At 61.1% G+C, this 14,506-nt stretch carries 10 protein-coding genes; 4 read left to right on the top strand and 6 right to left on the bottom strand.

Going from position 1 to position 14,506, the window contains the following annotated elements; genetic code table 11:
- Positions 1-45: 45 nt before the first annotated feature.
- Entirely contained in the window at positions 46-2,430 is a 2,385-nt protein-coding gene (locus ACV8MC_RS24280) for a sensor domain-containing diguanylate cyclase (protein WP_457263817.1), read from the top strand.
- A gap of 159 nt (positions 2,431-2,589) precedes the next feature.
- On the opposite strand, the gene dacB is transcribed toward ACV8MC_RS24280, so the two are convergent.
- The gene (gene dacB / locus ACV8MC_RS24275) at positions 2,590-4,050 is read right to left on the bottom strand and encodes a D-alanyl-D-alanine carboxypeptidase/D-alanyl-D-alanine endopeptidase (protein WP_041479117.1); all 1,461 of its coding nucleotides are present in this window, start codon (positions 4,048-4,050) and stop codon (positions 2,590-2,592) included.
- Between the two features lie 234 nt (positions 4,051-4,284).
- Here dacB and ACV8MC_RS24270 point away from each other — a divergent pair, with 234 nt between their 5' ends.
- Positions 4,285-4,629 carry a YggL family protein gene (locus tag ACV8MC_RS24270; RefSeq protein WP_016773843.1) on the top strand — a complete coding sequence of 115 codons (345 nt, stop codon included), beginning with the start codon at positions 4,285-4,287 and terminating at the stop codon, positions 4,627-4,629.
- A 243-nt stretch (positions 4,630-4,872) separates the two neighbouring features.
- On the opposite strand, the gene ACV8MC_RS24265 is transcribed toward ACV8MC_RS24270, so the two are convergent.
- Complete coding sequence (locus ACV8MC_RS24265; RefSeq protein ID WP_457263814.1) at positions 4,873-6,063, bottom strand: benzoate/H(+) symporter BenE family transporter; 1,191 nt, start codon at positions 6,061-6,063, stop codon at positions 4,873-4,875.
- Between the two features lie 358 nt (positions 6,064-6,421).
- Here ACV8MC_RS24265 and ACV8MC_RS24260 point away from each other — a divergent pair, with 358 nt between their 5' ends.
- On the top strand, positions 6,422-7,186 hold the full coding sequence (locus ACV8MC_RS24260) for a GntR family transcriptional regulator (protein ID WP_007918375.1): 765 nt from the start codon (positions 6,422-6,424) through the stop codon (positions 7,184-7,186).
- A gap of 249 nt (positions 7,187-7,435) precedes the next feature.
- Here the strand turns inward: ACV8MC_RS24260 and guaD are convergent, their stop codons facing one another.
- The 4 genes from guaD to xdhA form a co-directional block, all read right to left on the bottom strand.
- The gene (guaD, locus tag ACV8MC_RS24255) at positions 7,436-8,740 is read right to left on the bottom strand and encodes a guanine deaminase (protein WP_457263812.1); all 1,305 of its coding nucleotides are present in this window, start codon (positions 8,738-8,740) and stop codon (positions 7,436-7,438) included.
- A 13-nt stretch (positions 8,741-8,753) separates the two neighbouring features.
- Positions 8,754-9,611, bottom strand: a complete 858-nt coding sequence (gene xdhC, locus ACV8MC_RS24250) for a xanthine dehydrogenase accessory protein XdhC (protein WP_323621434.1) — start codon at positions 9,609-9,611, stop codon at positions 8,754-8,756.
- A 118-nt stretch (positions 9,612-9,729) separates the two neighbouring features.
- Entirely contained in the window at positions 9,730-12,129 is a 2,400-nt protein-coding gene (gene xdhB / locus ACV8MC_RS24245; RefSeq protein WP_457263811.1) for a xanthine dehydrogenase molybdopterin binding subunit, read from the bottom strand.
- Positions 12,122-13,576: a xanthine dehydrogenase small subunit gene (gene xdhA / locus ACV8MC_RS24240; protein WP_457263809.1), complete on the bottom strand. Its 1,455-nt coding sequence runs from the start codon at positions 13,574-13,576 to the stop codon at positions 12,122-12,124. Before xdhA ends, xdhB begins: the two co-directional genes overlap by 8 nt.
- 268 nt (positions 13,577-13,844) lie before the next feature.
- Between xdhA and ACV8MC_RS24235 the strand changes: the two genes are divergently transcribed.
- Positions 13,845-14,504, top strand: a complete 660-nt coding sequence (locus ACV8MC_RS24235; protein ID WP_457263807.1) for a GntR family transcriptional regulator — start codon at positions 13,845-13,847, stop codon at positions 14,502-14,504.
- The last annotated feature ends 2 nt before the right edge of the window (positions 14,505-14,506 follow it).

Raw genomic sequence — 14,506 nt, 5'->3', positions numbered from 1 at the left:
CGCCAATGGGGTTTTCCCGTGAATCTGGCGGAGTGAGTCGTGCTTATGCCGTTGCACCCCGTGCGCCCGAAAATCCTCGGTTTCATCAGTGAAGACGTCTCAGCCTGGCTGGTCGCTTTGCTGGTGTTGCTTGCCGGCGGGATTCTCACCGGGCTGCTCGCGTGGGGCACCTTCAACCAGTTTCAGCAACAATCGCGTCAGCGCTTTCAACTGCTGGCCAACGAACGCTACAGCCGTATCGCCGAACGTTTTCAGGACCAGGAGCAACGTCTCGATAGTCTGCGCCGGTTCTTCGCCAACTCCGAGTCGGTGTCCCGCGCCGAATTCGACGGCTACTCCCGCCCTTTATTGCTGCGCACCCAAGCCTATACCTATGCCCCGAGAGTCAGTGGTGCCGAACGCGCCGCGTTCGAACAGCAGGTGCGTGACGAAGGCCTGAGCAACTTCACCATTCGCGAGCTCGACGCCAATGGCGAGCTGCAACTGGCGGCAGCGCGTGACGCATATGTGCCGGTGCTGTACACCCAGACCCAAAGCCGATTGGCGCCACCACTGGGTTATGACTTGCTCGCCCAACCCTTGCGCCGCGAAACCCTGCAACGCGCCGACCAGCTCGGCAGCATGGCGGTGTCGCAACCGATGCATCTTGTCGGGATTGAGCCGTCCTACGCGCGTGGGGTGTTGCTACTGGCGCCGGTCAGTCGCGCCGGAGAATCGCAGCCGTTCGGCTATGTGATGGCGGTGATCAGCATGCGCCAGTTGCTCGCCGATGGTTTGCCCGATGCCCTGCACGATTACCTGTCGGTGCGCATTCTCGACCTGTCGACCCAGGATCAGCACGAGGCGCTGTTCGAATCGAGCAACGAGGCGGTGCCCGGCGATCTGGCAGCGACGCGCTTGCTGCGCATGGCCGACCACGACTATCAGGTCGATATCCTTCCGAGCGAGGCGTTCATGCAGGCCAACCATTCGTCGGTGGGCAGCGTGATCATTCTTGGCGGCTTGCTCAGCGCATTGCTCAGCGCCTTGCTTTACGTGCTGGTCAGCCAGCGCCAGCGCGCGGTGCGGCTGGTCGAGGTGCGCACCCAGGAATTGCACGAGCGCGAGCAGGAACTGCGCGGCACCCACGGTCAGTTGCGCGGCGTGCTGAATGCCGCCACTCAGGTCGCGATCATTGCCACCGACCTGCGCGGGGTGATCAACACTTTCAATCCCGGCGCCGAGCAAATGCTCGGCTACAGCAGCGCCGAAGTGGTCGGGCGCATGACCCTGGAGAACCTGCATTTGCCACGGGAACTGGCGGCGCGTTCGGCCGAGTTGAGTGCGCGCTACGGCAAAAGTATTCCGACTTGCCACGCGATGCTGGTCGAGGGCGGCGAAGTCGGCGGCCATGAAGCGCGCGAGTGGACACTGGTGCGCAGCGATGGCAGTCACCTGCCGGTGAACATGCTCGCCACCCCGGTGCTTGACGAGCAAGGCCTGTGGGTCGGTCATCTGGCGATCTGCATCGACATCACCGAACGCAAACGCGTGCACGAGGTGCTGGCAGCACGCGACACATTGCTGAAGAAGCTCAGCGCCCATGTTCCCGGTGGCATCTACCAATTCAAGATGGAATTCGACGGACGCTTCAGCGTGATCTACGCCAGCGATGGCATCCGGGAAATCTACGAGCTGGAGCCGGATGTGCTGCTGCTCGACTCCGAGGCGATCTTCAGTCGTATCCACCCGCAGGATGCGATTCGCGTGCGCAGCTCGATCCGCGAATCGGCGGAAAACCTCAGCCCGTGGCGCGAGGAATACCGCGTGCAACTGCCTGAACGCGGCCTGCGCTGGGTGCGCGGCGAGGCGACGCCTGAAGAACTGCCGGGCGGCGGGGTGCTGTGGCACGGCTACATCTCGGATATCTCCGATCTCAAGCGCGTGGAAGAAGAATTGCGCGCGTTGTCGATCACCGATTCGCTGACCGGCATACACAACCGCCGCTATTTCCAGGAACGCCTGACCACCGAAATGGCCCGGGTCGAGCGTGGCGGCGGTGAGTTGTCGGTGATCATGCTCGACATCGACCACTTCAAACGCATCAACGATCAGTTCGGCCACGCTGTCGGCGACCGCGTGCTGCAAGCAGTTTGCGAACGGATCGGCCATCGCTTGCGCCGCACCGACGTATTCTGCCGTTTGGGCGGCGAAGAATTCATGGTGCTGTGCCCGGACATCGACGGTGAACACGCCTACATGCTGGCGATGGAGTTGTGGGAAGGTTTGCGTAGCGCGCCGGTGGATGTGGTCGGCTTGGTCACCGCGAGTTTCGGCATCGCCAGCTGGCGCCCGGGGGAGGGCGCGGATGCGCTGTTGCTGCGCGCTGACTCAGGGGTTTATGCAGCGAAGCAGAATGGCCGGGATCGGGTTGAGCGGGAGATGTGCTGATTCGAACCTGACACCTGACCCTGTGGGGCAGAGGGGACCTGGCGCTGATTTTCTGTGGGAGCGAGCCTGCTCGCGAAAGCGGTGTGACAGTCACTGAACATGCTTACTGAACCGACGCCTTCGCGAGCAGGCTCGCTCCCACAATTGCACCTGCTGCGCTTACAGCACCGAAGCGGTCTGCGGCAGTTTCGGCTGTTTGTACAGATCCAGCAGCACCTGATCGAGCACCGACGAGGCGCCGAACGGGGCCTTGTCGTTGAGGATCGCTACCACCGCCCAGGTATTGCCGTTCACGTCACGGCTGAAGCCAGCGATCGCGCGCACGGTGTTCAGGGTGCCGGTCTTGACGTGGGCTTCGCCGCGCATCGCCGTGGTTTTCAGGCGTTTGCGCATGGTGCCGTCGGTGCCGGCAATCGGCAGCGAGCTGATGTACTCGGCGGCGTACGGGCTGTGCCAGGCGGCTTGCAGCATGTTGGCCATCTCACGTGCACTGACCCGCTCGGCCCGCGACAGACCGGAGCCATTCTCCATCACCAGATGCGGCGCGGTGATGCCTTTCTTCGCCAGCCACTGACGCACCACGCGCTGCGCAGCCCGGGCGTCGTCACCGTCGGCATCGTTGCGGAAACGCTGGCCAAGGCTGAGGAACAGCTGCTGGGCCATGGTGTTGTTACTGTATTTGTTAATGTCGCGGATGATCTCGGCCAGATCCGGCGAGTACGCACGGGCAAGCAGTTTGGCGCTGCTCGGCGTCGGCGCCAGACGATCCTTGCCCTGAATGCTGCCACCCAGTTCCTTCCAGATCGCCCGCACGGCGCCGGCGGTGTAGGTCGCGTGGTCGAGCAGCGACAGATAAGTCTGCGAGCTGCAGCCTTCGCCCAACTGGCCGCCAACGGTCACGGTCACGCTGCCATCGGCCTGCGGCACCGGGTTGTAGCGCACGCCGCCGGTGCATTGCTTGGACGGCAGGGCTTTGACGGTGTTTTCGATGCGGATGTTCGCGATCGGCGGCTCCACGGAAATCAACACGCGGCCACCGTCATTGCGCGCAACAAAGCGCAGGGCCTTGAGGTTGACCAGCAGCGAGTCGGGCTTGACCAGGAACGGCTTGTTGTCGTCGTTGCCGTCATCGTTGAATTCCGGCAATTGCGGCTGCACGAAGAAGTTGCGGTCGAGGATCAGGTCGCCGGTAATCTGCGTGACGCCGTTGGCGCGCAGGTCGCGCATCAACAGCCAGAGTTTTTCCATGTTCAGCTTCGGGTCACCGCCGCCCTTGAGGTAGAGGTTGCCGTTGAGAATGCCGCCGCTCAGGGTGCCATCGGTGTAGAACTCGGTTTTCCACTGATGGTTGGGCCCGAGCATTTCCAGCGCCGCGTAGGTGGTGACCAGTTTCATCGTCGAGGCCGGATTGACCGAGACGTCGGCGTTGAACACCGTCGGCGTGCCCGGACCGTCGAGCGGCACCATCACCAGCGACAGCGCAGTGGGCTGCAGCTTGCTGGCCTTGAGGGCTTTTTCGACGTTCGGGGTGAGGGAAGTGTTGATGGTGGCAGCGGAGACAGGCAGGGCCAGAGGCAGAAGAAGGCCGGCGAGAAACAGTGGACGCAACGATTTGATCATATGCAATAAAACCCTGCAAAAGAGGGGAAAAAAGACGAGGACATGGATGAAAAGGCCCTCAGTGGTCATGAAAGTGTCGGCATTATGCCCCAAGCTGTAACAGCTTGTGCCGTGTCGGGGCCGGCCAAGTGGTTATTTTTTTACAGGCGGTCGGCCGCAGCGACCAGAGAGTCGGGCAATCGCCGGCTTAAACTGGTAAAGTGCCGGCCGTTATTACTTAAGAGGATTGTTCCAATGGCGACTAACCGTTCCCAGCGTCTGCGCAAAAAACTGTGCGTAGATGAATTTCAAGAGCTGGGTTTCGAACTGAACCTGGACTTCAAAGAAGACTTGTCCGAAGAAGCCATTGACGCTTTCCTCGAAGCATTCATCAAAGAAGCCATGGAAGCCAACGGTCTGGGTTATGTTGGCGGCGACGACTTCGGTCTGGTGTGCCTGCAGAAGCGTGGCTCGGTCAACGAAGAGCAGCGCGCTGCCGTTGAAGCCTGGCTGAAAAACCGCTCCGAGCTGACCAAGTACGAAGTCAGCCCGCTGCTGGATGTGTGGTATCCGGAAAAGCCGATCAACGCGGCTAAGTGATACTGAAAAAAACGGCGACCTGAGGGTCGCCGTTTTTTTTCGTCTGGTGTTTAGGTGATACGGCTTGGATTTGATGGTGGACTCGCCCGTCACCCCAGCCCTCTCCCGAGGGAGAGGGAGCCGATCTGTGGGCTTTTCGGGATGTGAGTTCGACTTGATATCCCTCGTCGGCGTATATCTTCCGAGCACCTTGGTCAGTCCCCTCTCCCTTTGGGAGAGGGTTAGGGTGAGGGGCTTTTGATCTTAAGCTCTGCGCCAATTCAAAATCACCAGCGTCAAAACCCCCGCCACGATCCCCCAAAACGCCGAACCAATGGAAAACAGCGTCAGCCCGGACGCCGTGACCATGAAGGTGATCAACGCCGCTTCCCGTTCTTTCACCTCGCTCATGGCAATGCTCAAGCCATTGATGATCGAGCCGAACAGCGCCAGCGCCGCAATCGACAGCACCAGTTCTTTCGGCAACGCCGCAAACAATGCCGCCAACGTCGCGCCGAACACCCCGGCAATCCCGTAGAACACCCCGCACCACACCGCTGCGGTGTATCGCTTGTTGCGATCTTCATGGGCATGCGGACCGGTGCAGATCGCCGCGCTGATCGCCGCGAGGTTAATACCGTGTGAGCCGAACGGCGCCAGCAACAGGGAGGCAATGCCGGTGGTGGTGATCAGTGGCGAGGCCGGGACGTTATAGCCATCGGCGCGCAGCACGGCGATGCCGGGCATGTTCTGCGAGGTCATCGCCACCACGAACAGCGGAATGCCGATGCTGATGGTAGCGGCCAGGGAGAAGTGCGGCGTGGTCCACACCGGGGTGGCCACTTCCAGGTGAAAGCCGCTGAAATCCAGCAGCCCCATGAAGCCCGACAGCGCAGTGCCAATCAGCAGCGCTGCGAGCACCGCATAGCGTGGCGACAGGCGCTTGACCAGTAGATAAGTGAAGAACATTCCCAGCACCAGCCCGGTACGGTGTTGCGCGGCGACGAAGATTTCGCTGCCGATCTTGAACAGAATCCCTGCCAGCAGAGCTGCCGCCAAAGAGGCCGGGATCTTTTTTACCAGCCGTTCGAAGCTGCCGGTCAGGCCGCAGATCGTCACCAGCACCGCGCACGTGATGTATGCGCCGATCGCCTCGCCGTAACTGACTCCGCCCAGGCTGGTGATCAGCAACGCTGCGCCGGGGGTCGACCAGGCGATGGTGATCGGCGTGCGATAGCGCAGCGACAGGCCGATCGAACACAACGCCATGCCGATAGAAATCGCCCAGATCCACGAAGAAATCTGCCCGCTGCTCAGGCCGGCCGCTTGCCCGGCCTGGAACATCAGCACCAGCGAACTGGTGTAACCGGTCATCATCGCGATGAAACCGGCAACGATGGCGGAAGGCGAAGTGTCGGCCAGAGGGCGCAGGCGGGCGTGGGTGGCGTCGGTCATGACGGCGGTGTTCCTTATACCAATGGAGATGTCCGCCACAACACAGAACCTCTGTGGGAGCGAGCCTGCTCGCGAAAGCGCTATGTCAGTCAACATTCATAGTGAATGTGAAATGGCTTTCGCGAGCAGGCTCGCTCCCACGGGGGATTGCGGTCATGCAGCGGATTCTGCGATCAAGCCTAAACTCAAACCTGACAAACCGTTGCAATACAGCCGCAGGCGCAAACAGCCGTACAGTCGTGTTGCCACCATTCATTGTGTACAATCGCGCTGTTTTTTACGCGATACTTGCCAGCGACCTACTGTGCCGTATTACAGTCACGGTCTATTCGCCGCAGTTTTCCCGACTCGAGTGCCCATGAACGAACAGTTGCAACCCCTCAAGAAACAACCGCGAGCAGGCAAAGCCGGCCGCAGCGGAACCCAGGACGATATTGTCTACGCGCATATCTTCGAGGCCATCCTCGAACAGCGTCTGGCGCCCGGTACCAAGTTGAGCGAAGAGGCGCTGGGGGAAATCTTCGGGGTCAGCCGCACCATCATTCGCCGCGCGCTGTCGCGTCTGGCCCATGAAGGCGTGGTGCTGTTGCGGCCGAATCGTGGCGCCGTCGTAGCCAGCCCGAGTGTTGAAGAAGCGCGTCAAGTGTTCCTCGCCCGCCGTCTGGTCGAGCGTGCGATCACTGAATTGGCCGTGCAGCACGCCACGGCCGAGCAGATCGCCGAATTGCGGCAGATGGTCAACGATGAGCGCGACAGCTTCTCGCGCGGCGATCGCGGTGCCGGTATTCGTCTGTCAGGCGAATTCCACCTGAAACTGGCGGAAGCGGCGATGAACGCACCGTTGATCAGCTTCCAGCGCAGCCTGGTTTCGCAGACCTCGCTGATCATCGCCCAGTATGAAAGCGGCAACCGCTCGCACTGCTCGTACGATGAACACACGCAGTTGATCGACGCCATTGAAAAGCGCGACGGTGAACTGGCGGTGAACCTGATGATGCATCACATGGATCACATCGACAGCAAGCTCAACCTCGACGAGGAAGGCGCGTCGGATGATCTGCATGCGGTGTTCTCGCACTTGTTGCAGACCAAGAAGCCGGGGCGTCCAGCGGCCAAGCTCTAAGCTGAAACCGAGTCGCGGCTTTCGCGAGCAGGCTCGCTCCCACAGGGGAATGCATTTCAAAGGTGGGAGCGAGCCTGCTCGCGAAGACAACCTGACCGGCAACAAAAATCCTCCGTGGTAAACACCACCGGGGATGATCGTTCCCACGCTCTGCGTGGGAACGCCTCTAGGGACGCTCCGCGTCCAGTGACGCGGAGCGTCACGGGCTGCATTCCCACGCAGAGCGTGGGAACGATCAGTGCGAAGAGGTTAGCGCTGATGCACCAGCGCCCCCGCAGCGTAAGTCTGCTGCACCGTCCGGTCATCGCCCAAGGTCATCAACACAAACAATGTCTCGGCAATGTTATTCGACTGCTTTAAGCGATAACTCAGCAGCGGCGTGGCGTTGTAATCCAGTACCAGGAAGTCGGCATCGGAGCCCGGTTGCAGATTGCCGATCCTGTCTTCCAGACGCAGCGCCCGCGCGCCACCCAGAGTTGCCAGATACAGCGACTTGAACGGGCTCAACCGCGCGCCCTGCAGTTGCATGACCTTGTAGGCTTCGTTGAGGGTTTGCAGCAGGGAGAAACTGGTGCCGCCGCCGACGTCGGTGCCGAGGCCGACATTGAGCTTGTGCTTCTCGGCCATCGGCAAATTGAACAGGCCGCTGCCGAGGAACAGGTTCGAGGTCGGGCAGAACGAGATCGCCGAGCCGGTTTCCGCCAGCCGCGCGCATTCTTCGTCACACAGGTGCACGCCGTGGGCGAATATCGAGCGCTCGCCGAGCAGTTGGTAGTGATCGTAGACGTCGAGGTAGCCCTTGCGCTCCGGAAACAGCTCCTTGACCCACTCGATTTCCTTGAGGTTTTCGCTGATGTGGGTCTGCATGTACAGATCCGGGTATTCCGTCAGCAGTTGCCCGGCCAGGGTCAGTTGTTCCGGAGTGCTGGTCGGCGCAAAACGCGGCGTCACCGCATAGTGCAAGCGGCCCTTGCCGTGCCAGCGCTCGATCAGCGCCTTGCTGTCGACGTAGCTGGATTCGGCGGTATCGACCAGATAGTCCGGGGCATTGCGGTCCATCATCACCTTGCCGGCGATCATGCGCAGGTCGAGCTTCTCGGCCGCCTCGAAAAACGAATTCACCGATTGCGGATGCACGCTGCCGAACACCAGCGCCGTGGTGGTGCCGTTGCGCAGCAGTTCCTTGATGAAAATATCGGCCACTTCGTCGGCGTGAGCCTTGTCGCCAAACTGGCTTTCGCAGGGAAAGGTGTAGGTGTTCAGCCAGTCGAGCAGTTGCTCGCCGTAGGAGCCGACCATGCCGGTCTGCGGCAGGTGAATGTGTGTGTCGATAAAGCCCGGGGTGATCAGCGCATCCTGATAATGGTTGATCTCGATATCCGCCGGCAGGGTCGGCAGCAGTTCGCTGGCGTGGCCGAGGGCGCTGATCTTGCCGTCGTCGATCACCAGCAGGCCATCCTCGAAATATTCATAGGAGGCTTCGATGCCGACTTCGGCAGGGTCGGCGATGCTGTGCAGGATGGCGGCGCGGTAGGCTTTGCGAGTCAGAGGCATGAGGGTTCTCTAATCAGTTTGAGGCTTTGAGTTTGGCGGCCTGACTGCGGCGCGAGGCGGGCAGCAATCGGGCAATCGGTTCGGCGCGGGCGCTGTGCTGGCCGAAATTGGCGTTGTAAGTGGCGATGATTTCGCCGGCGATGGAGATGGCGATTTCCACAGGCAGTTTGCCTTTGACTTCGCCGATGCCCATCGGGCAGCGCATGCGCTGCACCACGCTCGGGTCGAAACCACGATCACGCAGACGGTGTTCGAATTTGGCGCGTTTGGTTTTCGAGCCGATCAGGCCGAACCAAGTGAAATCGTTACGCTTGAGAATCGCCGCGGTCAGCTCCAGATCGAGCTGATGGTTGTGGGTCATGACGATGCAGTAGCTGCCGGCAGGCAGATCATCGACTTCGTCCACCGGTTCTTCGCTGACGATTTTACGCACGCCGTGGGGAATGTGTTCGGGGAACTCCGCGTCGCGCGAATCGATCCAGCGCACCCGGCAGGGCAGGCTGGCCAGCAGCGGCACGAGGGCGCGACCGACATGGCCGGCACCGAACACGGCAATCTGCGCCTGCACCTGGCCCATCGGTTCGAACAGCAACACCGTAGCGCCACCGCAGCACTGGCCGAGACTGGCGCCGAGGCTGAAGCGCTCCAAATGGGTGTCCTGCTTACCGCTGGCGAGCATCTCGCGGGCGATCTGCATGGCTTTGAATTCCAGATGCCCGCCACCAATAGTGTCGAACAGGCGGTCGGCACTGACGACCATTTTCGAGCCGGCGTTGCGTGGCGTCGAACCGAGTTCTTCGATGATCGTCACCAGCACACAGGGCTCGCCCTGATTCTGCAGGTCGGCGAGGGCGTCGATCCAGTTGTACATGTTCACCTCGACATCTTCGTTGTCTGTGCCGGCCTCTTCGCGAGCAGGCTCGCTCCCACATTTGGAATGCATTGCCAATGTGGGAGCGAGCCTGCTCGCGAATGGCCGCGCCTCGGTCCTAGAGCGGAGCCAGCTCGGTTTCAGCTTCGACAGCCTTCACCGCTTTGAGCTGACGCATCTGCTCGCAACCCCACAACACCCGCTCCGGCGTCGCCGGGGCGTCGATTTTCGGCTGATGCTGATAATCACCGAGGCTCGCCACCGCATCCTTGATCGCACACCACGCGGCGATCCCGAGCATGAACGGCGGTTCACCGACAGCTTTGGAATGGAACACCGTGTCTTCCGGGTTCTTGCGGTTTTCCACCAGCTTCACTCGCAGATCCAGCGGCATGTCCGCCACCGCCGGGATCTTGTAGCTGGCCGGGCCGTTGGTCATCAGCTTGCCTTTGTTGTTCCAGACCAGCTCTTCCATGGTCAGCCAGCCCATACCTTGCACGAAACCGCCCTCGACCTGACCGATGTCGATCGACGGGTTCAGCGAGGCGCCGACGTCATGCAGGATGTCGGTGCGCAGCATCTTGTACTCGCCGGTCAGGGTGTCGACGATCACTTCGCAGCAGGCTGCGCCAAAGGCGAAGTAATAGAACGGACGGCCCCGCGCCTGACTGCGGTCGTAATAGATTTTCGGGGTCTTGTAGAAGCCAGTGCTCGACAGCGAAACCTGATTGAAATACGCCTGCTGGATCAGCGCTTCGAAGGTCAGGATCTGCTCGCGCACCCGCACGTGGCCGTTGCGGAATTCGACGTCTTCTTCGCTGACCCTGTAGTGCCGCGCGGCGAACTCGACCAAGCGTTGCTTGATGGTCTGTGCTGCGTTCTGCGCGGCTTTGCCGTTCAGGTCGGCGCCGCTGGAGGCAGCGGTCGGCGAGGTGTTGGGCACTTTGTCGGTGTTGGTCGCGGTGATCTGCACACGATCGATTTCGACCTGAAAAACTTCCGCCACGACCTGAGCGACTTTGGTATTCAGGCCCTGACCCATTTCCGTACCACCGTGGTTCAGGTGGATGCTGCCGTCGGTGTAGATGTGGATCAGCGCACCGGCCTGATTGAGGAAACTGGCGGTGAAGGAAATGCCGAATTTCACCGGCGTCAGCGCCAGGCCTTTTTTGAGGATCGGGCTGTTGGCGTTGTAGCGACGGATCGCTTCGCGGCGCTCGGCGTACTGGCTGCTTTCTTCCAGTTCGGCGGTCATCTCTTCGAGCATGTTGTGCTCGACGGTCTGGTAGTAGTGGGTGACGTTGCGCTCGGTCTTGCCGTAGTAGTTGGCCTTGCGCACCGCCAGCGGGTCGAGCTTCAGGTGCCGGGCGATCGCGTCCATCACTTCCTCGATGGCGACCATGCCTTGCGGGCCACCGAAACCACGATAAGCGGTGTTCGAGGCGGTGTTGGTCTTGCAACGGTGACCGTTGATGGTGGCATCGCCGAGATAGTAGGAGTTGTCCGAGTGGAACATCGCCCGGTCAACGATCGAGGCGGACAGGTCCGGCGAGCAGCCGCAGTTGCCGGCCAGCTCCATGTTGATCCCGTGCAGACGGCCGCTGCTGTCGAAACCGACGTCGTACTCGACGTAGAACGGGTGGCGCTTGCCGGTCATCAGCATGTCTTCGACGCGCGGCAGGCGCATCTTGGTCGGTTGGCCGGTGAGGTGCGCGACCACCGCGCACAGGCACGCCGGGCTCGCAGCCTGGGTTTCCTTGCCACCGAAACCACCGCCCATGCGGCGCATGTCGACGACGATCTTGTTCATCGACACGTCGAGCACTTCGGCGACCAGTTTTTGCACTTCGGTCGGGTTCTGCGTCGAGCAGTAGACGATCATGCCGCCGTCTTCGGTGGGCATCACCGAGGAGATCTGCGTCTCCAGATAGAAGTGCTCCTGGCCGCCGATGTGCAGCGTGCCCTGAATGCGGTGTTCAGCCGTGGCCAGTGCAGAGGCCGAGTCGCCGCGCTGATGGGTGTGGCTGTCGAGCACGAAATGGCGTTTGCGCAGGGCTTCGACGACGTCGAGCACCGGTTCCAGATCTTCGTATTCGATAATTGCGGCCATTGCTGCCTTGCGCGCGGTTTCCAGGTCTTTCGCCGCGACTGCCAGCACCGGCTGGCCGACGAACTGCACGTCATCGATGGCCAGCAGCGGGTCACCCGGCATCAGCGGGCCGATGTCCTTCAGGCCCGGCACGTCTTCGTGGGTGATGACAATGCGCACGCCTTCGAAGGCGTAGCACGGCGACGTGTCGATGCTGAGGATTTTCGCGTGGGCACGGTCCGACAGGCGCGCATACAGGTGCAATTGGTTGGGAAATTCCAGCCGATCATCGATGTACTGCGCTTCACCGGACACATGCTTGGCGGCGCTGTCGTGCTTGACGCTGCGGCCGACACCGGTGGTCAGGTCCTGGGCGAACAGTTCGGCCAGTTCAGCTTGAGTCTTCTCTACGGCGTGATGGTTAGACATAAGCGGTCACCCGAGTCTCGATGTGCGGTGTTTGCAGTTCGATGAAGTATTTGCGCAGCAGGTTCTGCGCGCTGAGCAGGCGATATTCCTTGCTGGCGCGGAAGTCCGAGAGTGGCGTGAAGTCTTCGGCCAGCGCGGCGCAGGCGCGTTCGATCACGGCGTTATTGAACGGCTGACCAAGCAGCACGGCTTCGCAATGCGCAGCGCGTTTGGGGATTGCCGCCATGCCGCCGAAGGCCACCCGGGCGTCGCTGATCACGCCATTTTCCACGCGCAGATTGAACGCAGCACAGACGGCGGAGATGTCGTCGTCCAGTCGCTTCGACACTTTATAGGCGCGGAACAACTGCTCGGCGCTGGCGCGCGGGACGATGATTTTTTCGATGAATTCGCTTTCCTGGCGCGCGGTGACGCGGTAGTCGATGAAGTAATCTTCCAGGTTCAAGGTGCGGCGGGTTTCGCCTTTGCACAGCACGATCTGCGCGCCGAGGGCGATCAGCAGCGGTGGCGAGTCACCGATCGGCGAGGCGTTGCCGATGTTGCCGCCGAGGGTGCCTTGGTTGCGGATCTGCAACGAGGCGAAGCGGTGCAGCAGTTCGCCGAAGTCCGGGTACTCGGCATTCAACGCCTCGTAGCAGTCGGAGAGGGCGGTGGCGGCGCCGATTTCGATGCGGTCATCGAAGGTTTCGATGCGCTTCATTTCGGCGACGTTACCGACGTAGATCATCACCGGCAGGGTGCGGTGGAACTGGGTGACTTCCAGTGCCAGGTCAGTGCCGCCGGCGAGCAGGCGGGCTTGGGGATAAGCGTCGTAGAGATCGGCTAGGTCAGCGACGGTCAGCGGCACCAGGCAGCGTTTGTCACCGCTGTTGAGTTCACCGATATCGGTCGGCGCGATGGCCTTGAGGCGGGCAATGGTTTCGGCTTCGCGGGCGTCGAACTGATCCGCTGGCTTGCCGCAGCAGGATTGTTCGGCAGCGGCGAGAATAGGCCGGTAGCCGGTGCAGCGGCAGAGGTTGCCGGCCAGTGCTTCGTGGGCCTTGGCCTGATCCGGCGCATCGCTGTTCTTTTGCAGGGCGAACAACGACATCACAAAACCGGGGGTGCAGAAGCCGCACTGCGAACCGTGGCACTCGACCATGGCTTTCTGCACGCTGTGCAGTTCGCCCTTGTGCTTGAGGTCTTCGACGCTGATCAGTTGTTTGCCGTGCAACGACGAAACGAAGGTCAGGCACGAGTTGAGGCTGCGATAGCGAATATGTTCACGCCCGGTGTCATCGGTCTGCAACTCGCCAACCACCACGGTGCAGGCGCCGCAGTCGCCACTGGCACAACCTTCTTTGGTGCCGGGCTTGCCCACGTGTTCACGCAGGTAATTGAGCACAGTCAGATTCGGGTCCAGGGCGTGCTCGCTACGGAGTTCCTGGTTAAGTAAAAACTGGATCACGGAAGGCCTCGCAGACTCATTATTGTTGTTAACCGACGTGAACCGAATTTAGCAGGTCTGACTTTTCGGTCAATGGTTTTCTGACTTAAAGGTCAGGAAAATCCGTTTCGTCGATCAACAGCGTGTCTATTCAGTATTGACCTTCATCGGTCACTGCGCTTTTTTGCGGGATTCGTGCCAAAAACCGCTGAGTGGGCACTCCGCCATGACCGCGCATTTGCGCTACACTGCGCCGCTTGTGCAGATCGATAGAGTTTGAAGGACAACCATGACGTTCAAGGCGCCGGACAGCCTCGCCGAGCAAATCGCTCACCACCTCGCCGAACGCATCATTCGTGGCGAAATAAAGCCGGGAGAGCGCATCCAGGAACAGAAGGTCACGCTGGCGCTCAACGTCAGCCGCGGTTCGGTCCGCGAAGCCTTGCTGATCCTCGAGCGCCGTCACCTGATCGCGATCCTGCCGCGTCGTGGCGCCCACGTTACCGAGCTGACGCCGCACAAGGTGCAGAGCCTGTGCACGCTGATGAGCGAGCTGTACATCCTGCTCGGCAATTCCGTGGCCAATGGCTGGCAAGTGCAGTCGGACATGGCGCCGTTCGTGCAGATCCAGCAGCGCCTGACCGCCAATTACGAACGCGGCGATATCCGCAGCTTCGTCGATGACAGCTTTGCGGTGATGCGCGCCGCCTATCCGTTTGCCAACAATCCGTACCTGCAAGAAACCGTCGAGAACCTCCAGCCGGCGATGAGCCGCGCGTATTTCCTCGCCCTCGAACAGCGCAAGGCGGAAATGAGCGAATTCCTCGAACTGTTCGAACGCTTGCTCGCCGCCGTACTCGCCCGTGATTTGCCGCAGATCCGCATCGTGCTCACGGCGTATGCCCAGCGCAGCTGCGATCTGGTGGTGTCTGCGCTGACGGTTGCCTGAGC

This window comes from Pseudomonas sp. PK-RTE-24 (assembly GCF_054052265.1).
Note: the sequence above shows the minus strand (reverse complement) of the source record. Positions and strands in the feature narration are given on the sequence as shown.